The sequence below is a fragment of the Nocardia inohanensis NBRC 100128 genome, assembly GCF_001612945.1.
Classification (GTDB): domain Bacteria; phylum Actinomycetota; class Actinomycetes; order Mycobacteriales; family Mycobacteriaceae; genus Nocardia; species Nocardia inohanensis.
The window spans coordinates 287,626-307,044 of the sequence record NZ_BDBK01000001.1; the positions used below are offsets into that span (position 1 = coordinate 287,626).

At 66.7% G+C, this 19,419-nt stretch carries 21 protein-coding genes; 10 read left to right on the forward strand and 11 right to left on the reverse strand.

The window, feature by feature from the left end; genetic code table 11:
• Positions 1 to 38 precede the first annotated feature (38 nt).
• Positions 39 to 854 carry a helix-turn-helix domain-containing protein gene (locus tag NI1_RS01350; RefSeq protein ID WP_067813261.1) on the forward strand — a complete coding sequence of 272 codons (816 nt, stop codon included), beginning with the start codon at positions 39 to 41 and terminating at the stop codon, positions 852 to 854.
• 203 nt (positions 855 to 1,057) lie between these two features.
• Here the strand turns inward: NI1_RS01350 and NI1_RS01355 are convergent, their stop codons facing one another.
• Entirely contained in the window at positions 1,058 to 2,026 is a 969-nt protein-coding gene (locus tag NI1_RS01355) for a sigma-70 family RNA polymerase sigma factor (protein WP_067813263.1), read from the reverse strand.
• Between the two features lie 427 nt (positions 2,027 to 2,453).
• Positions 2,454 to 3,989 carry a DUF7782 domain-containing protein gene (locus tag NI1_RS01360; RefSeq protein ID WP_067813264.1) on the reverse strand — a complete coding sequence of 512 codons (1,536 nt, stop codon included), beginning with the start codon at positions 3,987 to 3,989 and terminating at the stop codon, positions 2,454 to 2,456.
• A 212-nt stretch (positions 3,990 to 4,201) separates the two neighbouring features.
• On the opposite strand from NI1_RS01360, the gene NI1_RS01365 reads away from it, so the two are divergent.
• The 7 genes from NI1_RS01365 (at position 4,202) to NI1_RS01395 (ending at position 8,875) form a co-directional block, all read left to right on the forward strand.
• On the forward strand, positions 4,202 to 4,540 hold the full coding sequence (locus NI1_RS01365; RefSeq protein WP_067813266.1) for a DUF485 domain-containing protein: 339 nt from the start codon (positions 4,202 to 4,204) through the stop codon (positions 4,538 to 4,540).
• The gene (locus NI1_RS01370; protein WP_067813267.1) at positions 4,537 to 6,150 is read left to right on the forward strand and encodes a monocarboxylic acid transporter; all 1,614 of its coding nucleotides are present in this window, start codon (positions 4,537 to 4,539) and stop codon (positions 6,148 to 6,150) included. The genes NI1_RS01365 and NI1_RS01370 overlap by 4 nt, the downstream gene beginning before the upstream one ends.
• Positions 6,151 to 6,314: 164 nt before the next feature.
• The gene (locus NI1_RS01375; RefSeq protein ID WP_084522450.1) at positions 6,315 to 6,695 is read left to right on the forward strand and encodes an ATP synthase subunit I; all 381 of its coding nucleotides are present in this window, start codon (positions 6,315 to 6,317) and stop codon (positions 6,693 to 6,695) included.
• Positions 6,692 to 7,483: a F0F1 ATP synthase subunit A gene (atpB, locus tag NI1_RS01380; protein WP_084522451.1), complete on the forward strand. Its 792-nt coding sequence runs from the start codon at positions 6,692 to 6,694 to the stop codon at positions 7,481 to 7,483. Before NI1_RS01375 ends, atpB begins: the two co-directional genes overlap by 4 nt.
• Before the next feature lie 44 nt (positions 7,484 to 7,527).
• On the forward strand, positions 7,528 to 7,779 hold the full coding sequence (locus NI1_RS01385) for a F0F1 ATP synthase subunit C (RefSeq protein WP_067707019.1): 252 nt from the start codon (positions 7,528 to 7,530) through the stop codon (positions 7,777 to 7,779).
• A gap of 8 nt (positions 7,780 to 7,787) precedes the next feature.
• Complete coding sequence (locus NI1_RS01390; RefSeq protein ID WP_067813270.1) at positions 7,788 to 8,294, forward strand: F0F1 ATP synthase subunit B; 507 nt, start codon at positions 7,788 to 7,790, stop codon at positions 8,292 to 8,294.
• Positions 8,291 to 8,875, forward strand: a complete 585-nt coding sequence (locus NI1_RS01395) for a F0F1 ATP synthase subunit B family protein (RefSeq protein ID WP_067813271.1) — start codon at positions 8,291 to 8,293, stop codon at positions 8,873 to 8,875. Before NI1_RS01390 ends, NI1_RS01395 begins: the two co-directional genes overlap by 4 nt.
• Before the next feature lie 11 nt (positions 8,876 to 8,886).
• Here the strand turns inward: NI1_RS01395 and NI1_RS01400 are convergent, their stop codons facing one another.
• Both NI1_RS01400 and NI1_RS01405 read right to left on the reverse strand, forming a co-directional pair.
• The gene (locus NI1_RS01400; RefSeq protein ID WP_067813273.1) at positions 8,887 to 9,615 is read right to left on the reverse strand and encodes a VOC family protein; all 729 of its coding nucleotides are present in this window, start codon (positions 9,613 to 9,615) and stop codon (positions 8,887 to 8,889) included.
• 36 nt (positions 9,616 to 9,651) lie between these two features.
• Positions 9,652 to 10,611, reverse strand: a complete 960-nt coding sequence (locus tag NI1_RS01405; RefSeq protein WP_067815044.1) for a GlxA family transcriptional regulator — start codon at positions 10,609 to 10,611, stop codon at positions 9,652 to 9,654.
• Positions 10,612 to 10,812: 201 nt separating this feature from the next.
• Here NI1_RS01405 and NI1_RS01410 point away from each other — a divergent pair, with 201 nt between their 5' ends.
• Entirely contained in the window at positions 10,813 to 12,120 is a 1,308-nt protein-coding gene (locus tag NI1_RS01410; RefSeq protein ID WP_157534965.1) for an MFS transporter, read from the forward strand.
• On the opposite strand, the gene NI1_RS01415 is transcribed toward NI1_RS01410, so the two are convergent.
• A complete protein-coding gene (locus NI1_RS01415) occupies positions 12,091 to 12,528 on the reverse strand; it encodes a DUF3099 domain-containing protein (RefSeq protein WP_084522453.1) in 438 nt (145 codons plus the stop codon). The genes NI1_RS01410 and NI1_RS01415 overlap by 30 nt on opposite strands.
• A gap of 75 nt (positions 12,529 to 12,603) precedes the next feature.
• Here NI1_RS01415 and NI1_RS01420 point away from each other — a divergent pair, with 75 nt between their 5' ends.
• Positions 12,604 to 12,837, forward strand: coding sequence for a DUF3039 domain-containing protein (locus tag NI1_RS01420; RefSeq protein ID WP_067813275.1), 234 nt, complete (start codon positions 12,604 to 12,606; stop codon positions 12,835 to 12,837).
• Here NI1_RS01420 and NI1_RS01425 read toward each other — a convergent pair.
• The 6 genes from NI1_RS01425 to NI1_RS01445 all read right to left on the reverse strand — a co-directional run bounded on the left by NI1_RS01425 (position 12,834) and on the right by NI1_RS01445 (position 19,094).
• A complete protein-coding gene (locus tag NI1_RS01425; RefSeq protein WP_174564443.1) occupies positions 12,834 to 13,658 on the reverse strand; it encodes an inositol monophosphatase family protein in 825 nt (274 codons plus the stop codon). The two genes, NI1_RS01420 and NI1_RS01425, sit on opposite strands and share 4 nt — an antisense overlap.
• Positions 13,655 to 13,798 (reverse strand): DUF5919 domain-containing protein, encoded by a 144-nt coding sequence (locus NI1_RS40045; RefSeq protein WP_369690116.1) that lies wholly within the window; start codon positions 13,796 to 13,798, stop codon positions 13,655 to 13,657. Before NI1_RS40045 ends, NI1_RS01425 begins: the two co-directional genes overlap by 4 nt.
• Positions 13,799 to 14,084: 286 nt before the next feature.
• Positions 14,085 to 15,101, reverse strand: a complete 1,017-nt coding sequence (locus NI1_RS01430; protein ID WP_067813279.1) for an esterase/lipase family protein — start codon at positions 15,099 to 15,101, stop codon at positions 14,085 to 14,087.
• A 117-nt stretch (positions 15,102 to 15,218) separates the two neighbouring features.
• Positions 15,219 to 16,187 (reverse strand): TIGR00341 family protein, encoded by a 969-nt coding sequence (locus NI1_RS01435; RefSeq protein WP_067813283.1) that lies wholly within the window; start codon positions 16,185 to 16,187, stop codon positions 15,219 to 15,221.
• A gap of 7 nt (positions 16,188 to 16,194) precedes the next feature.
• Complete coding sequence (locus NI1_RS01440; RefSeq protein WP_067813285.1) at positions 16,195 to 16,401, reverse strand: DUF8691 family protein; 207 nt, start codon at positions 16,399 to 16,401, stop codon at positions 16,195 to 16,197.
• A 62-nt stretch (positions 16,402 to 16,463) separates the two neighbouring features.
• Positions 16,464 to 19,094 (reverse strand): winged helix-turn-helix domain-containing protein, encoded by a 2,631-nt coding sequence (locus tag NI1_RS01445; protein ID WP_369690117.1) that lies wholly within the window; start codon positions 19,092 to 19,094, stop codon positions 16,464 to 16,466.
• Between the last annotated feature and the right edge of the window lie 325 nt (positions 19,095 to 19,419).

A 19,419-nucleotide genomic window follows, 5' to 3' on the forward strand; every position in this document is an offset into this window, starting at 1 on the left:
CACAGACACCGGCCGTCCGGGCTGCCTACAGTGAACCGGTGACCCCCGCGCTCGATCAGGCCCCCGACACCGCCGACCATTTCGAGCGCCCGCTCGCGCCGCCGGAGTCGCTGCGGCCGTGGATCACCGACATCGGTCACATCTCCACCCTGCGTGAACTGCCACCCTCGTTCACTCATCTGCCGCGTGCGGTCACCACCGTCGTGCTGCGCACCGAACTCTCCGGCCGCCGGGACGCGCTGGTGCTCGGTCCGTATACCCAGGCCAATTACGCCGCGCCGACCGAACCCGCGGGGTGCCTGCGGTTGCGGCTGGCTCCCGGCGCGGCCCCCGCGCTGCTGGGCGTCCCCGCCGCCGAGCTCACCGATCGCATCCTGCGCCTGGCTGATCTGCCGGGCCCGGCCGCGGCGCTGGCGGATCACCTCACCGAACTCGCCCCGGAGGACGTGCTCCCGTTCCTGGAAGCCGTACTCCCACAGCAGCTCTCGGACGATCCCACCCGTCGTGAGCACCGTCGCCTGCTCGATGCCGCCGTCACGACGCTCACCACCAAGCCCGCCTCCATCCAGTCCTTGGCCGCCACGCTCGCCGTCAGTGAACGTCAGCTCCGCAATCTGTTCACCACCGGAATCGGCGTCTCGCCCAAGCACTTCGCGCGCATCACCCGGGTCCGCCAGATCCTCACCGCCGCCGCCAACACCCCCTGGGCGGACCGGGCCACCGCCGCGGGCTATTACGACCAGTCGCATCTCGCCGCCGATTTCCGGGCCCTGATGGGCACCACGCCCGCCCGGTTCGCCAAGGGCGCTCTCCCTACTCCCACGCCTTGCCAGGCCCTCGCCTCGATCGGCTGAGAGACCGGAGTGTCGAGGGCCTCGACCGCGTGCGGATCCGTCCGGCCGATGCCGAGCCCGCCCCGATGAGCTACGCACACACAGCAAGACGCCGGTTGGTTCGTGCATTCCGCAGGGGGACATGGAATGCGAGAACCAACCGGCGTCTGTGATCGGGCCGGCGCCTCGAGACGGCCCGATGTTCCGGGACGGTCCGAGACCGGTCAGCTGGCGTAGGCGCGCAGGCGGTCGGCGCGCTCGCCCTTGCGGAGCTTGGACATGACTTCGCGTTCGATCTGGCGGACGCGCTCGCGGGAGAGCCCGAAGAGCTTGCCGATCTGGTCGAGGGTGCGCGGCTGGCCGTCGTCGAGGCCGTAGCGCAGGCGGATGACCTGCTGTTCGCGCTCGTCCAGGGTGGCCAGGACGGTGCGGACGTCGCGGTGCAGAAGTCCGGCGATCACGGCGGATTCGGCGGAGGTGGCCTCCGAATCCTCGATGAAGTCGCCGAGCGGGGCCTCTTCGTCATTGCCGACCGGCATGTCCAGGCTTACCGGGTCGCGGCTGTGGTCCAGCAGGTCGGCGATCTTCTCGACCGGGATGCCGGACTCGCGGGCCAGTTCCGCGTCGGTGGCCTCACGCCCGAGCTGCTGATGCAGTTCGCGCTTGATGCGGGCCAGCTTGTTGACCTGTTCGACGAGGTGCACGGGGAGGCGAATGGTGCGCGATTGGTCGGCCATGCCGCGGGTGATCGCCTGACGAATCCACCAGGTGGCGTACGTCGAGAACTTGAAACCCTTGGTGTAGTCGAACTTCTCCATGGCGCGAATCAGACCCAGATTGCCTTCCTGGATCAGGTCCAGCAGCGGCATGCCGCGGCCGGTGTACCGCTTGGCCAGGGAGACCACGAGGCGGAGGTTCGCTTCGAGCAGATGCTGACGCGCGGCCTGACCCTCACGCACGATGATCGCGAGGTCTTTCTTCTTGGCCGCGGCGATGCGCTTGTTCGTCTCCAGCACATGCTGCGCGTAGAGGCCCGCCTCGATGCGCTTGGCCAGCTCGACCTCGTCGGCAGCCGTGAGCAGCGCCGTCTTGCCGATCCCATTCAGGTACACGCGTACCAGGTCGGCGGCGGGGCTCTGGGCGTCGAGGTCCTGTTCGCTGATGCGCACGTCAGTGGTGGCGGGGCTTGTCATGACTTGCCTCCTGTCGGTGGTGTCTCGCTCCGTTCAACGGACCCGACATCAGGAAAGTTCCCCGCCTGAGCTTTCATAAACCGCTTCTGAGCTGCGGTTTTTACGGCGCACGGCTGAGAAGTTCCTGAGAAGCGCGTATCCTGCGGATCACGCGCAGCCGGCGAGCGGGCCTCGGTGTCCGGGTGGTTGCCACCGCCGGCGTCGAACTTCGGTTCACGGCAATCGATTACGTCTTATCGGGTCTCTGCCCTGCCGTATATCCGTTCGAGTGCTGGTGTAACGAGGGAATGCCCCGTGGGATTCCGGGTACAAACACGGCCACCGGTCCAGAGTGACCGGTATCACATTCAAAGAACCGCCGGACACTGGAGATGTCCGGCGGTTCGGTCGATTCGGAGAGGTGTTCCGCGGCGATCCGGTGAGTCGGTCAGCGGGGGTGAATCAGCCCGTGCCGCACCAAGCCGACCACCACGCCCAGCACCGCGGCCTCGAATTCCGGGGTGGCGGCATCGCCGGTCTCACCGAAGGCGAGCAGCTCCACCAGCTCTCGCAGCGGCAGGCCGTCCGGGCGCATTCCGGCGAGCAGCGCGGCGGTGGTGTCGTCGACCTCGTGCTGCCAGCGCGGGCCGTCGCCGCGATGCAACCGGGCCACGCGCTGCTCCCAGCCTGCCGCGCCGGGCAGGTACACGCGCTCGAGCGCGGTCGCCGGATCGACCTCGAAGCGGCTCGCGAGGATGAGCTCCGGATCGGTCGCCACGGCGCGCAGCCACGCCGAGCGCTCGAAGTATCGAATCGCCTCATCGCCGAGCGGATCGTCGAAACCGTGGGTGAGGTCCTCTGCCAGCAATTCGGTCGGGCCGTCGATGGCGCGCAGATAGACGAAGCCGAAGCCGACGCCCGCCACCTTGTCGGCGGCGAAGGCATCGAGCCAGGCCGCGGCGCGGGCCTGGGCGGCCTCCTCGCGCGGATCCAATCCGGCGTCGCGCAGCCAGGTTCCGACGTACAGGGCGGGATCGGCGACATCGCGCTGCACGATCCAGGCATCGATGCCGTGATCGGGCAGCCAGCTCGCGACGCGGCTGCGCCAGTCCTCGCCTTCGATATGTACCCAGGACGCGAGCAGTGCCGCGGTGCCGCCCGGGGCGAGGAGCTCCGGAATCCCGGAGATGACCAATTCACTGGCGCCGTCGAGGTGCAGGCCGGAGTCCCGGTAGGTGTGCTCGACGCGGGCGGGGCCGACCACGAACGGGGGATTGGCGACGATCTGATCGAACACGCGGCCGGCGACGGGTTCGAACCAGGAACCCTCGAGGAATTCGATATCCATCTCGTTCAGCGCGGCGGACGCCCGCGCCAGCCACAGGGCGCGCTCGTTCACGTCGGTGCCGGTGACGACCCGCCCGTAAGACATGGCGTGCACCGCCTGCACCCCGCAGCCGGTGCCGAGATCGAGCACGGTGCCGGTGGCGCGGGTGGGGGTGGCGCGCAGCAGCGACAGCGACGCCTGGCCGACACCGAGGACGTGATCGGTATCGAGGGCGCGGCGGCGCATGGAGTCGTCGAGGTCCGAGAACACCCAGCGGGTGCCCTGGCCGAGGTCGAGCGGGCGCAGGTCCAGGGCGGCGCGGATCGCGTCACCGTCACGCTCGAGCAGTCCGGCGGTGACGGCGCGGCCGATATCGACCGGCGAAAGCGCGGCCGCCACTGCGTCTTCCGGCATGGGATCGCCGAGCAGCAGCAGGCGCACCAGGGTGCCGAGCTCGCCGAGCCCGGCGGCGGCGCGGCGCACCGGCACCGGTTCGCCGCGGCCGAGGGCGGCGTGCGCGTCGTCGCCGAGCGCTGCCAGGAGCGTGTCGGCGTTGTAGCCGACCCGGATCAGCGCGGCGCGTAGGTCCGGGGCCAGCTCGGCGAGCGGGGAGGCGGTGGTCGGCGAGCGCAGATCCAGGGAGCGATTCGTCGGCATGAGAGCGAACTCTGCCAAAGCAACCTTCCGGCATTCGGCGGCGGGGCGGTTTCGGCGGCCCGCGGTGGCGGGAAACCGATCGGTTGCTGGGCGTGCGCCCTGTGAACCGAGCCTCACTTCGCCGCTGAATCGCGGCCCCACCTGCGGTTATTTCGCCCGTTCGGAAGCGTGATCGTTGCTACTGTGACCTGGCTCACGAGGAGGTATCGCAGTTGACTACCGAAACCGAAACCGGCGGGCCGGCTCCCGACTGGTCACCCACCTACGACAGCCCCGAATTCCAGCGACTCCGCCGCCGATTCCGCGTCTTCGTCTTTCCGATGACCGCGTTCTTCCTGGCCTGGTACGCCCTGTATGTACTGCTCGCCGACTACGCGCACGAGTTCATGTCCGAAAAGCTCTTCGGCAATATCACGGTCGGGCTGGTGCTCGGCCTGCTCCAGTTCGTCTCGACCTTCGTCATCACCGGCCTGTACGTGCGCTACGCGGATCGGCGGCTGGACCCGATCGCGGACGAGTTGCGTACCGATCTGGAAGGACCGGTCCGATGAACGCACCGCTCGCCGCCGCCGTCGAAGGCAGCCGCCCGCTGCTCAATATCTCCATCTTCGCGGCCTTCGTGGTGGTCACGCTGGTGATCGTGTTCCGGGCCAGCCGCGATACCCGCACGGCCGCAGACTATTACGCCGCCGGCCGGGCCTTCTCCGGACCGCAGAACGGGATCGCCATCTCCGGCGACTACCTGTCGGCGGCCAGCTTCCTGGGCATCGCGGGAGCCATCGCGTTGTACGGGTACGACGGCTTCCTCTACTCGATCGGCTTCCTGGTGGCGTGGCTGGTGGCGCTGCTGCTGGTGGCCGAATTGCTCAGGAACACCGGCAAATTCACGCTCGGGGATGTGCTGGCCTTCCGGATGAAGCAGCGCCCGGTACGGGCGGCCGCGGCCACTTCCACGCTGGCGGTCAGCCTCTTCTACCTGCTGGCGCAGATGGCCGGTGCGGGGGTGCTGGTCTCGCTGCTGCTGGGCGTATCCGGTACTGCCGGACAGAATCTGGTGATCGCGGTGGTCGGCGCGATCATGATCGTCTACGTGCTCGTGGGCGGGATGAAGGGCACCACCTGGGTGCAGATCGTCAAGGCGGTGCTGCTCATCGGCGCGGCCGGGGCGATGACCTTGTGGGTGCTCGCGCGGTACGGGTTCAATTTGTCCAGTCTGTTGCAGGCCGCGGTCGATCACGGCGGCAAGGTGGGGGAGCGGTTGCTCGAACCCGGCGTGCGCTACGGCAAGAACGAGACCACCAAGCTCGACTTCCTTTCTCTCGCATTGGCTCTGGTGCTGGGCACGGCGGGGCTGCCGCATGTGCTGATGCGGTTCTATACCGTGCCGACGGCCAAGGACGCGCGGCGCTCGGTGGTGTGGGCGATCGGGCTGATCGGAGTGTTCTATCTGTTCACGCTGGTGCTCGGGTACGGCGCGGGGGCGCTGGTCGGACCGGAGAAGATCGCCAAAGCGCCGGGGAAGGAGAACGCTGCCGCACCGTTGCTCGCGCTCGAGCTGGGCGGGCCGGTGCTGCTGGGATTCGTTGCGGCCGTTGCCTTCGCGACGATTCTGGCGGTGGTGGCGGGGCTGACCATCACGGCTTCGGCGTCGTTCGCGCACGACGTGTACGCCAATGTGATCAAGAAGGGCAGTGGTGAGGGTAAGGACAGCGAGGTGCGGGTCGCGCGTATCACCGCGGTGGTGATCGGCGCGCTGGCCATCGTGGGCGGGATCCTGGCCAAGAACCAGAACGTGGCTTTCCTGGTGGCCCTTGCCTTTGCGGTGGCGGCGTCGGCAAACCTACCGACCATTCTGTATTCATTGTTCTGGCGGCGCTTCAATACCGCCGGAGCGCTGTGGAGTATCTACGGCGGGCTGGCCATCACCATCGTACTGATCGTGTTCTCGCCGGCGGTCTCGGGCGCACCCACCTCCATGCTCAAAACCGTTGACTTCCATTGGTTCCCGCTGTCCAACCCGGGGCTGGTCTCCATCCCCGCCTCGTTCGCGCTGGGGTGGCTGGGCACCCTGTTGTCCAGGGAGCGAAACGACGCCAAGTACGAAGAGATGCAGGTGCGATCGCTGACCGGCGCGGGCGCGGAAAAGGCTGTCCAGCACTGATATCGGAAAATTGTCGCGGAAAATTAACTGAATGATCTTGATAAATATCAAGATCAAAGATTTGAAGATCAGAATTATTGCCGCGCAACGTGGTTGGGCTGTGTATGCTATTGATCATGCACGGCCCCACTACGAGGTGGGATGAGGGCGAGGCGGTGTCGTAAGTGGACGTCAACAGGCTCCGAATGCGCCGCGCGACTGCAATTGCACTCGCGGTAGGCGTACTGGCGTTGATGGCTGCTGGAGTGTTCGATCGATTGTTGCTGGGTGTTTTCATAAGCGCCGGTTTAGGACTCGGCTGGCTGAATGCCCAGATAACCTGGATGTCCATTGTGCGCATCACCGATTCGGAAACACCCAGCAAGCAGAAGATGGCGCTGTCGTCTGCCTCCCGTTTGCTGCTGCTGACCGGCCTGGCCATCGTGGTCGCCATGTTCACGCGGCCCTACGGCATCGGAATCTTCTTCGGCTTAGCGCTATTTCAGATCATCCTGGTACTCCACACCGTGGTGCCCGAGGTGAAAGGGCTTCGGCAATCCTCATGACGCTTCCCATTGCTTCGTTAGCTCAGACGACTTTTTCCACGACTCTGGCCGCCGAAGGGGACTCGGAGCCGAAGATCCATGTGGGCGAACACGCCGTCGCCGAGCTGTGGGGTCTCGAGTTCAATATCGACACCATCGTCTCGACCTCGGTGGCCGCGCTCATCGTGCTGGCCCTGGCCTTCTACCTGCGGATCAAGCTGACCTCGGGCGTGCCCAACGGTGTCCAGCTGTTCTTCGAATCGGTCACGGTCGCTATGCGAAACCAGGTCGAGGGCGCCATCGGCATGAAGGTCGCGCCGTTCGCGCTGCCCCTGGCGGTCACCCTGTTCACCTTCATCCTGCTGTCCAACTGGCTCTCCATCCTGCCGGTGCAGTACGGCGACGGCGAACTCATCGCACCGCCCGCCTCGGACGTCAATTTCGTCTACGCGCTGGCGCTGTTCGTGTTCCTGTTCTACCAAGGCGCGGGCATCTGGCGGCGCGGCGCGGGCAATCACGCCAAACAATTGCTCAAGGGCCACACCGGTTGGGGCCCCATGATTTTCATCAATGTGATCGAGGAGATCGCCAAACCGCTGTCGCTGTCCCTGCGACTCTTCGGCAATATGTTCGCCGGCGGTGTGATGGTCGCCGTCATCACCTTGTTCCCGTTCTGGATCAGCTGGGGTCCGAATGCCGTCTGGAAACTCTTCGACCTCTTCGTCGGAGCCATTCAGGCATTCATCTTCTCCCTGCTGACCGTCCTGTACTTCAGCCAGTCGATGTCGCTGGAGCATGAGAAACACTGAACGACACTGTCGTTCGGGCAATAATTCCGATAAGGAAGTGAAAAATGGCAGCAGATCCGGCAATCGTCCAGGGCGCTCTCATCGGCGGCGGCATCATCCTGGCGGGCGGTGCCATCGGCGCGGGAATCGGTGACGGCCTGGCCGGCGCCGCGTTGATCAACGGCGTCACCCGGCAACCCGAAGCCGAAGGCAAGCTGCGCGGCAACTTCTTCCTGACCGTCGGTCTGGTGGAAGCCGCGTACTTCATCAACCTGGCGTTCATGGCATTGTTCGTATTCGCCACTCCCGGCGCATAGGCGAAATCATGTCTCCAAGAACAGATGTCGAAGCCTCGGGGAACTTCCTGATCCCCAACGGCACCTTCTTCGCCGAGCTGGCGATCTTCCTGATCGTGCTCGGAGTCATCTGGTTCTTCGTCGTCCCGCCGATCCGGAAGGTATTGGCGGAACGGGAGGCACGGGTCGAACGCACGACGGCGACCGCCAAGGAAGCCAACGAGATATTCGGCGACGCGCAAGAGCGCTATCAGACCGCCATGGAGAAGGCCCGATCCGAGGCCGCCGAGATACGCAATCAAGCGCGTGCCGAAGGCCGGGCCATCCTCGAGGAATTGCGCGCCGAAGCGCAGCAGGAAGCGGACAGCATCGTGGCCGAGTCCACGGCACACCTACGTGCCGAGGCCGACCAGGTCGCCGCCGAACTACGCGAATCAGTCGAACCGCTCGCCCAGAATTTGGCCGATCGGATGCTCGGCGTGAACGACCGTGCCCGGACCAGTGCCGGCCACCAGAGAGGACGGGGGTCATCGTGATCCTCACCGACGGCATACTCGCCGCCGAAGGACTGTACGACATCACCTTCGATTGGCCCGTCTTCCTGAGTCAGCTATTCGGGTTCGTAGTGATCGTCTGGTTCATCGTGAAATACATTGCGCCATACGTGAAGACGATCATGACCAAGGCTCAGGACACCGTCCGCAAACAGCTCGAGGAGAGCGAACAGGCGGCGACCCGGCTGGAGAACGCCAAAGCGGCGTACGACAGCGCCATGTCCGAAGCCCAGAGCGAACTCGAGCGCATGCGCGAGGAAGCCCGCGTCGACGCCGACCGCATCATCGCTCAGATGCGCGAGGCCGCCGCCGCGGAGGTCGAACGGGTGCGCCGCCAGGGCCGCGATCAGATCCTGCAATTCCGCAGGCAGCTGATCCGGGACCTGGAGGTCGATCTCTCGGCCGCCATGCTGGCGCTCACCGAGGAGAAGGTGCGCGAGCACATCAGCACCCCGCAGGCGCGCTCGGAGAGCATCGAGAAGTTCCTCGAAGATCTCGAAGCCCTCGCCAACTCCGCTCCCGCCCCGGCCGTGCCGCGTCAGCCACAGCCGAAGCGCAACTGAATCATCGAGCGTCAGGCCGGTTCCCGGCCGGTCAGGCAGTACGGCTGACCGGCCGGGTCGGTCATGACCAGCCACCCCTGCCCGCGCTCCACGCGGCGCGCGCCCAGCTTTTCGTGCCAGGCGGCGGTGGCCTCGAAATCGGTGCAGGCCAGATCCAGATGCGCCGAGGTCGGCCGGTCTTCCTCGAGGCGTTGCAGCAGTAGGCCGATGGGCAGTGCCGGATCGGCGGTGAGCCGGGAGTATTCGGGCAGACTGCCCTGTCTCCAGTGCCAGCCGGTGAGTTCGGTCCAGAACCGCACCTCGTCCTCGTGGTCCGACGCGCCGATATCCACGCACACCTGATCCAGCCGGCTGCGATCACCGTCCGGCCCGGTCACGGTCGGCGCGAGTTCGCCCGTGCTCGGGCTCGCCGGGGTAAGGCAGAACGTCATGCCGTGCGGCGATTTCAGGACCATGTAGTCGGGATGTTCGAGCACCAGCGTCGCGCCCAGCCTCGTCGCTCGCTCGGTCTCGGCCGCGACATCGTCGACATCCAGATCGAGGTGCACCCGCGCGTGATCGGGCACCGCCTGCATTTTCAGCGTCGGCGCACCGGAATCCGGTAGCAGCGTGACGAATTCGGAGTTCTCGCCGCGCTTGGCCGAGAGCGTGGTGCCGGTCACCGCCGACCAGAACTCCGCGCATTCGTCGAACTGCGTTGCGGGACGGTCGAGAAACGCCCAGATCCATCGAATCGTCATGCTGTCTCCCATCATTCGCGAACTGCGATATCGACGCTAACGGTCACGGAAGGTCTTGCGGTAGACCTGCGGTGAGACCCCGACCTCGGCGCGCATGTGGTGACGCAGCGAGGCGGCGGTGCCCATACCCGCCGACCGCGCCACCGCATCGACCGCCAGATCGGTGGATTCCAGCAGGTGCCGCGCGTGCCGCAGTCGCTGTTGCAATACCCACGCGCCCGGGGCCATACCCGTTTCGGCCTTGAACCGGCGCGTGAAGGTGCGCACGCTCATACACGCGTGCCCGGCCAGCGAGTTCAAGTCCAGTTCGTGATCGAGGTGACGCAGCGCCCACATACGGGTGGGTGCGGTGCCGTCGGCTCCCGGTTCGGGCAGATGCCGTTCGATGAACTGCGACTGCCCGCCCTCCCGCCACGGCGGCACCACGCAGTAGCGGGCCACGCGATTGGCCACCGCGCTGCCGTGATCGGAGCGGATCAGGTGCATGCACAGGTCGATGCCAGCCGCCAAACCCGCTGCGGTCCAGACATTTCCGTCCTGCACGAACAACTGGTTCTCGTCCAGTCGCACCCGCGGATACAGCGAGCGGAACATGTCGGCGAACTTCCAGTGCGTGGTGGCGCTGCGATCGTCGAGCAATCCGGCCGCGCCCAGCACGAACGCACCCGTGCAAATGGAGACCACCCGCGCATCGGGGCGGATGGTGGCCAGCGCCGCGCCCAACTCCGGCGGCAGCACGCCCTGGGTGCGCGGGCCCGGGATCTGGGTGCCGGGAATGATCACCGTGTCCGCCCGGGCCAGCAGTTCCGGCCCGAACTCCGGCATCACCCCGTATCCGGTGGTGGAGCGGACCAGATCCTGGCTCACCCCGCAGATGTGCACGCTGTAAAGCGGATTCCCGTCGGCGTCCTTGGCCGAGCCGAGCACGGTGGGCGGGATCGCCATATCGAAGCCGACGATGGGTTCCAGCGCCAGCACGGCCACCAGATGCGGCATCACCACGACTCCTCCTCGCAATTGGCCAGATATTGACGCATTGTGGCATTCAGGCCACTCGATCGCCAGCCGCTGATCCGTCACGCTCTAGCGGTGAGCGAACTACGGACCGATCCCACCCCCGAATCACCGGCCCGCACAGCGTCATCGACCGACAGCGCCGCAACGCCACCGGCCGGGACCACATCGCACCCGCCCGGCGTGGACGGTCGACCGGAGGGGTCCGTGTTGCCGAGCCGCCGAGTGCATCCGGCATGGATCGTCGCCGCCGTCGGCTTCGTCGCGTTGATCGGCGCGGCCGGGTTCCGTTCCGTGCCCAGCGTGCTGATGGATCCGCTGCACCGCGAATTCGGCTGGTCGCACGGCACGATCGGCGCGGCGGTATCGGTGAATGTGCTGCTCTACGGCCTGATCTCGCCCTTCGCGGCGGCGCTCATGGACCGCTTCGGCATTCGCCGGGTGGTGGCGTGCGCGCTGCTGCTCATCGCGGCGGGTAGCGGGCTCACCGTCTTCATGACCCAGCCCTGGCAACTGATGGCCACCTGGGGCCTGCTGGTCGGTCTCGGCGTCGGTTCCATGTCGATGCCGTTCGTGGCGACCATCACCGGCCGCTGGTTCGTGAAGCAACGCGGCCTGGTCACCGGTGTGCTCACCGCGGCGGGCGCGACCGGACAGCTGGTCTTTCTGCCGTTGGTGGCACGGCTGGCCGATGAGCACGGCTGGCGCACACCGGCTCTCGTGGTGGCGGGCCTGGCGCTGGCGGTGGTCCCGCTGGTGCTCTTGTTCATTCGCGATTTCCCGAGCGATGTCGGTGTCACGGCCTACGGTGCCGAACCCGGCAGCCAAGTGGGGGTGCGCACGCCCGCCAAGGGCGGCGCCGCCCGTGCCCTGACCGTCCTGTTCACGGTCGCCCGCAAGCCCGTGTTCTGGTTCCTGGCAGGCGGTTTCGCCATCTGCGGCATGACCACCAACGGCCTGATCGGCACCCATTTCGTCAGTGCCGCCCACGATCACGGCATGCCCGCCACCACCGCCGCCGGATTGCTCGCCCTGGTCGGCATTTTCGATGTGGCCGGCACCATCGCCTCGGGCTGGCTCACCGACCGCGTCGATTCCCGCTACCTGCTGGTCGGCTATTACACCCTGCGCGGCCTGTCCCTGCTGGTCCTGCCCGCCCTCTTCGCCCCGGATGTGCAACCGAGCATGTGGGCGTTCATCATCTTCTACGGCCTGGACTGGATCGCCACCGTCCCGCCCACCGTCGCCCTGTGCCGCGAGCACTTCGGCGACGACGGCCCGGTCGCCTTCGGCTGGGTCTTCGCCTCCCACCAGGTGGGCGCGGCCATCGCGGCCTTCGGCGCGGGCGTCATCCGCGACCTGAACGGCAGCTACACCCTGGCCTGGTACATCGCCGGCGCACTCTGCGCCCTGGCCGCCCTCATGTCCGCGAGCATCCGCCGCAAGCCCGCCGAACCGGCCTCACCCGTCGATAGCCCGATGCGGGCGTGACTCCAATTCCTTCTGATTCCGCCGCCCATCCCACCGGCTGGGCTCGTCCTTGGTCCGCGGCGGCCGATCGTTCGCGATCAGCACCGCGATCCAAGGCAGCGGAATCGACACCCCGATGATCAGCAGCGAGATCACCCAGTTACCCCACACGCTGTAGGCCACCGCCGACAACACCAGGCAGGGAATCCGGAACGCCATAATGATCGTGTACCGCTTCACCCGATTGCGATGCTGCTGCTCCAGCGACGTCTGCGCCTCGGTGATCAGCGCCGGATGATCTTTCTCACCCGGAAAATACCCCTGAGCGGGCCGCTCAGGCTTAGGAACCGAACCAGCCGGCCGGAACTCGAACTGCGGGCGATCTCCGCCGCCTGGTACCTCGGCCTGGGATTCGCCGTCACCTTGCATACCCCGAGTCTTCCACTACAACACGTAGGACGCACATCCCGCCGCCGACCGATCCCCATTTGGCATCATGTACTGGTGAGCACAGACACCCTCGTACGCCCGGACACGACCACCGACGAGTCGACCGACAACGACACCCCCAAGGTCTTCCACTACGTCAAGAAGAACAAAATCGCCGAATCGGCCGTCATGGGCACCCATGTCGTCGCCCTCTGCGGTGAGGTCTTCCCCGTGACGAAGTCCCCCAAGCCCGGCTCCCCGGTCTGCCAGGAGTGCAAGCGCATCTACGAGATGATGAAGAAGGACTAGTCCTCGCCGCTGATCACACGTCTATCGGAGCCTCTGATCAGGGCGAGTAACTCTGTCTGAACGGTTGGTGCCGCAGCGATGGTGTCGACCGATTCCAGGGTGTGGTCCAACCCTCGGGAGTCGGTCACCAGCGCGCCGCTCTCGCGCGCTATGAGGACGCCCGCCGAGGTATCCCATGGCTTGTTGGACAGGATGACGCAGGCGTCGATCCTGCCTTCCGCCACCCATGCGAGGTCCAGAGCGGCCGATCCGAACATTCGAACCCGTTCGGTCGAGGCCGCCAGGGCGGCTGTGAGCGCGACGCGGCGCCGGTTCTTTCTATCCGCGTCGGTCCCGACGGCGTAGTCCCCGAAAGCGACGATCGATTCGCTCAGTGAGCTCGGTCTCGCACACGTCATCGGGCGGCCGTTGGCGAAGGCTCCGAGCCCGGTTGTCGCGTGATAGTCGAGTCCCAGGAACGGGGCGATTATCACACCGACGGTCGGGCTGCGTTTCTCGACCAGGGCGAGCGATATCGCCGAAAGTGGCAGCCCGTGAATGAAATTCGAGGTGCCGTCGATGGGATCGAGCACCCAGATCGCCTCGCCCGAATCGAGCGCCGGGTGGGTGCCGTGCTCCTCCTCGCCGAGAAATCCGATATCGGGCGTCTCTTTCTCGAGGTGGCTGCGAACCGCGCCTTCGATGCGAAGGTCCAGATCGGTAACGAAGTCGCGATCGCTTTTCCGCTGTACCGCACCCCGTTCTCCGGTGGTCATCAGGCCGGCTCCGATGGCAGCCGCCTGGCGGGCGATCGCAAGCATCGCAGCGGAATCGACTGTCATTGCGCGCCAACCTCTTTCCCGGTCGCCCAGTCGGTTTCGAACACTTGATTGAAGGTATCGAACAGTCCCGCGTGATCGCTGCGGCGTGCCACGAGGGTCGGCGAGTCCACGCCCCGAGCCCTGGGGAGATAGGGCTGCACGATGCAGGTCTGCTTGTCGATGATCGTGATGTTGAAACTGATGCGTGAGCCCGTCGCGGAGCAGGGCGGTGTCTGGAAGTCCTCGGGTGTCTTTCGTTCGGAACCAAATGCTTCGAAGGCTCGATAGTGCCTGTCGACCTCGTGCGACTTATGGACGTGATCACCGTCCGTCCGGAATGTACCTACGCCCGCTGGTCGACAGGCTATGTCGAACTCATGCGATGACCGCCGATGCCCTGGCGGCAACGGAGGGTGTCACTTCGTCGTACTCGACGGAGAGCTGGGATCAGCCGCAGGGGAGAGTCGCGGGGCTGCTCGGGTCCAGTGCTTTCTCGACGATGTAGGCCACTGTCGGGGATTTCGGGAGATCGCCGTGGGGGGTGGTGTCGTTCGAGCAGATGTCTTGGACCCAGAGGTTGTCGACGGTGGCGCCGGGGACCGCGGTGAGGAAGGTTGCTTCGGGTGGGGTGGAGGTCTTGTCGACGTGGGTGGCGATGACGGTGTAGTCGATGCCGGGGAGAGTGTCGCCTCCGGCATTGAGGGCAGTGATGAATTCGCTGCCCACCAGCTGCTGGGTGGAGGCCAGGCCGAAGACCGCGCCGATCGGGCCGCCGGCCAGGCCGGAACTGCCGCTGCTGGAGCCCGCGGCGCTGCCGGATGCGCTGCCGGTGGCCTGGGTGATGAGGCCGTTCATGGTGGTGCCGTGGTTGGTGGCTGCGATGGTGATCATTTTGCTTACCTTCGCCGCGCCGCCGTCGAAGCGGAGGTATTGGCGGGACATGGTGCCGCCCTGTGAATGTCCCACCAGGTCGACCTTGGTGGCGCCGGTCGAGGCGAGCACGCGGTCGACGAAGTCGGAGAGTTCCTCGGCGGATTCGCGGATGTCACCGTTGCCGTAGGAGCCAGGCTTGGCGCCCATGACGCTGGTGACGTCTTTGCCGTAGTTGAGCGAAAACACGCAGTAGCCTTCGGTTTTCAGCTGCGGTGCGAGTACGTCCCAGGCGTTCTGATTGCCCCAGGTGCCGTGGACCAGGACGACGGGCCGTGGGTGGGCCGCGCTCGGTCGGCAGCCGAAGTCGTTGGCGCCGGGTGGGGCGGTGCTGCCGTCGGGGCCGTCGGCGGTGCTGCCCGAGGCCGACCCGGAGCGAGATCCGTTGTCGGCGATCGTGTTCGCGCTCGGGGGCTCGATGGCCGGCGGGTCCGCCAGCGCGGTGCCGCACAGGGGCGAGGCGCTGAGCGTCAGGGTGAGCAGCGTTGTGTTCGCGACCGTCCGAGCGCGACGGCGCGCATGATCAGCAGACAAAAGAGAGAAATTCCTTTCACTTCCGAGCCCCCGAGCTCATCACCGGCTATCTCTGGTGCACCCAGCCCCAAAACCGTACAGCACTCTGTTTTCGCGGCCACTACCCGTGGTGGACGGTCATCGCTGCTCTATCCGGCCGCCGACGGTGTGCACGACGATGACGCGCGGATGCCACGGCACCACCGCGTCGACCTTCCGTTGCAGATCGGCGAGCGCGGGCAGCTCGTCGGGGGCGAGCACGCGCACCGTGGCGGTATCGCTGTGCAAGGTCACCTCGTCCACCTGGGCGCCGGGGATGCCGGTCAACCAGGCGCGGGTCGCGTTCGCGATGCGGTCGGCCCACAGTGACGACAGCGAGTTCACCACCATCGGGACCGCGACCAGGATCAGCGCGGTCGCGAGGACGGCGTAGGCGCGCACACGCCGGGGCGCCGCGCCCGCGTCGCGGGCGTAGCCGGTCGATACCAGAACGACGGTGGCGGTGATGACCATGGCGACCACATTCGAGGCGAACAGCACGAACGCGCCCAGCGCCAGTTCGGGCGCGTTCGAACCGAGGCAGACGCCGACCACGGCCAGCGGCGGAACCAGCGAGATGGCGATGGCGACACCGGGCAGCACATCGCCGACATCGCGGCGGATCATCGCTACGACACCGACCAGCCCGGTGGCCAGCGCGGCGGTGAGATCCATGAGCTTGGGTGAAGTCCGGCCCAGCACTTGGGAATTGGACAGCACATTGGCCGGGTTGGGCAGGAATTGCGCGAACAGATAGCCGATGGTGATGACCAGGACCACCCCCGCCGCCACCAGCAGCAGGCTGCGCCCGATGAGGGCGGCCCGGCCGGTGGCGATGCCGAGGGCGATTCCGAGGATCGGCACCGACAGCGGCGCCACGATCATCGCTCCGATCACCGTGGCGGTGGAGTCGCCGATGATTCCGGAGATCGCTATCACGCCGGACAGTGTCAGCATGATCCAGAATGCCGACCGTTTCGCACCGGTGTCGCCGGCCCGGAAATCGAGCCGGTCGACCAGTTCGTCCAGGGTTCGCCGTTGGCCGGCGGGCGCCAGCAGGTGCATCATCCTCACCTCAGTTCGGTAGTTGACGCATTTCCACGAGCGTGAGCCCGAGATTGTCGATGCGGGCGAGGATGCCGCGCATGGCGGTGGGACCGGCGACCGCACCGAACAGCACCGTCATGCCCTGGCGTGCGGGTGCCGTGGAGAGTTCGGGAAACGCGGCCAGCGCTCGCTCCGACAGTTCCCCGTCGACCACGAATTGGTATCTCGTCGACATCGTCAGAGTCTGTGCCGGAGCGCCGGCGCCGACTTCATCCGGTGCGGGTGAAAAGCGTGGGATCAGAGCAGGCCGCTGCGGCGGGCCTCGGCCAGTACGTCGGTGCGCGAGCGCGTCCCGAGTTTCGAATAGATTCCCCGGAGATGGGTTTTCACGGTGTTGACCGAGACGCCCAGATTGTCGGCGATCTGCTGGGCGGTGTGTCCGGACGGCAGGTTCCGCAGTACTTTGAGCTCGGTCCTGGTCAGGGTGGGATGGCGAGAACGCCTGCGCACCAGCGGATGTCGGCGCAGGGTCGCGGCGAACGCGTCGTGGCGGCCGAAGCTGCCGGTGAACTGATCCAGCAGCGCCAGCGCCCCGGGCACGTCCAGGAACGGGCGGACGATCCGTTCGGCGGCGGCCTCCCGCAAACCGTTCTCGATCCCCTGCCTGGCCTTGACGGTGCTGCCCAGTTCGTGATGGGCGCACGCGTGCAGCAGCCACCCGGTGACCAGGTGGGTGGGGTGCGGCGGGGGAGTGGCGGTGAGCAGCGGGTCGACGAGGTCCAGGACGGTCCGCGATTTGCCCGCGTCCGCCGCGAGCGCGGCCTGCGCGATGACGATCTCCGGGGGCTCGCCCAGAACGGCGCGGGCCTGCTCGACGAGCAATTGCGCCTCGTAGGTTTCCCGCACCCACAGCAGATCCCACACCACCAGCGGCAGCAGTCCGCCGTTGAGTGCCGCCGGATGGGTGTCGAGCAGCCGGGAGAATCCGTGCCGCAGGTGCTCGGCGGCCGTGTTCTTGTCCGCGGTGGCGTCGAACGCGGACAGGATCCCGATCATGTGGGTCGGCCAGCCGCCGGTCGGTGCGAGCGATCCGTCGAGTAACCGATGCTCACCGAGAAGCATTGCGCTCGAATCGATTTCGTATGGATCGCCCTGGAGGTAGGCGCCCAGCGCGGACACCGCGGCCGCGTGCACGGCTTCGGCCGTCTCGCCCAGCTCGTGAGCGCCGGCGAATTCCATTGCGGCGTGGGCACGTTGGCGCATGGTGGTGAGCGTTCCGATGACCCCGGCCGCCATCGCGAGCCGGGTCAGCGCCCGCAGGCGCAGCCGGGGGTGGGCGTGCATGCCCGCCACGGCCAGACCCGCCCGCAGGCGCTGCTCGCCCTCGGTCAGCTCACCCCGCGCGAGCAGCGCGGTGGCGGATTCGACGGCGACATAGCAGTCCAGGTCGGAGTGCCCGGTCGCCGGCGGCAGCTCGGCGGGGTCGGTATCGGTGGAAATCCCGGTGGCAGCGGCCATTTCGCTGTCCACGGCGATGGCGAGGGCGGTGAGGACTTCGCCGGAGACCAGCGCGCTGGCCGGCTCGGCTCCCATGTCGATGGTGCCGTAGCAGGCCGTGGCCGCGGCGAGATCGATGCGGCTGAGCGCGTCCACCACGTGTAGCAGGCGCAGGAACGGGTCGGTCGCCGGCGTGTCGTCCAGTGCGGCCAGGCCGTCGAACAGCACCGCGCCCTGGCCGTCCAGCGTCATGCTCAGGGCATGTTCGGCGAGGAAGTCCGCCAGCGCCTGCCGGTTTCGCACGTTCAGGACGTGCGGGAGCGCCGTGGCCGGTCGTCCGATCGAGCGCAGGTAGAGCGAGGTGCGCAGGTGTAGTTCCGCGGTGATCTCGGAACCGAGGCGGTTGAGTTCGGCGAGGAAATACGCGCGCAGCATCGGGTGATAGGTGAACCAGATCTCCCCGTCGCGCACGATGCTGGTGAGTGGATAGCTCGCGCGCGTGAGCTCGTGCATCCAGTGCCCGGCCCCGCCGCCGATCAGATCGTCGGCGAGTTGTTCGGTGAACTCGGCGGGCACGCTGGTGTAGGTCAGGAACAGCCGGAGCCCGGGCGGCAGGGTGTCGATGAGCTCCCCGGCGAACAGGTCCGAGACCGAACTCGGCAGCCGGGCCAGGGCGGTGAGCGCCGCGGCCGGCTCCTCGGGCCGGCCCGACAGGTAGATGGCCGCGATGCGGACCAGCGCGGGCCAGCCCCGCGTCAGGTTCATCAGCAGGGTGATCTCGGATTCCTCGAGGGCACAACCTTGTTCGCGGCAGACCTGTCCGATCTCGGTGGGGGAGAACGCCAATTCCTCGGCGTCCCACCGCCGCAGTTGCGAGCTCAGCTCGAGCAGATGCCAGCGCAGCGGAGGTTCGAATCGTGCGGCGACGACGGTGGTCACGCAGGCGGGCGCGTGCAGCAGGAAGTGTTCCAGTGCGGTCAGTATCGCCGGGTCGGTGGCCAGGTGCGCGTCGTCGATGATGAGCAGGGTCCGCTGCGCGCGCTCGGCCAGGGCTTCCGCGAGGTCGGCGGCTTCGGTCTGTGGCGAGGCGAGCGGGCCGCGAGGAGCGGGCGGTAGCTCCAGCGAGGTCCGCAGTCGCTGCCAGGGGTTCGCGGTCCGCGGGTCGTCCGTCATGGTCAGCCACGCCAGTCCACCGGGGAAGGTGCGGGCATCGTGCCGGGCGGCCCATTCGGTCAACAGCACCGTTTTTCCCGTTCCTACGGGAGAGCAAATCAGCAGCACACCGCCGTGTGCATTGGTTGCCGATTCGTCCAATGCGGCGACGAGATGAGTGCGTGGCAGTGGGGTGAATGCCAATCGTGGAATTCCGTCGCGGATTGTCGATGATTCGCCATGGCGCCCTGACGGATTCAGCGGCGGCGAAACGGTCATCGTGGCTCCTGCGGCGATCCGAAAGCGGGCTACCTGCTCTGAAGGCGGACTTTACCGGAGCGAACTGCTCGTTTTGTGCAATGAGAGCGACCCTTTTGCAGACATCGCCCGAAACGGGTGAACGATCTCGAGAACCCTGAGCCTAGGGCGTTGGCATCGGCGCGTCCGATTTTCCGGTGATTCGATACCGAAGAGTTCACCCAACCGCATGGGTGACCGCGTCAGGTCGATCCGGTGGGCATGTCGCAAACACTGCGCTATCGCTAGCGGTCCTGCGTCTCGGCTCGTGCTCTCCTTCACCCGGATCGGGTGATCCCGCGACATC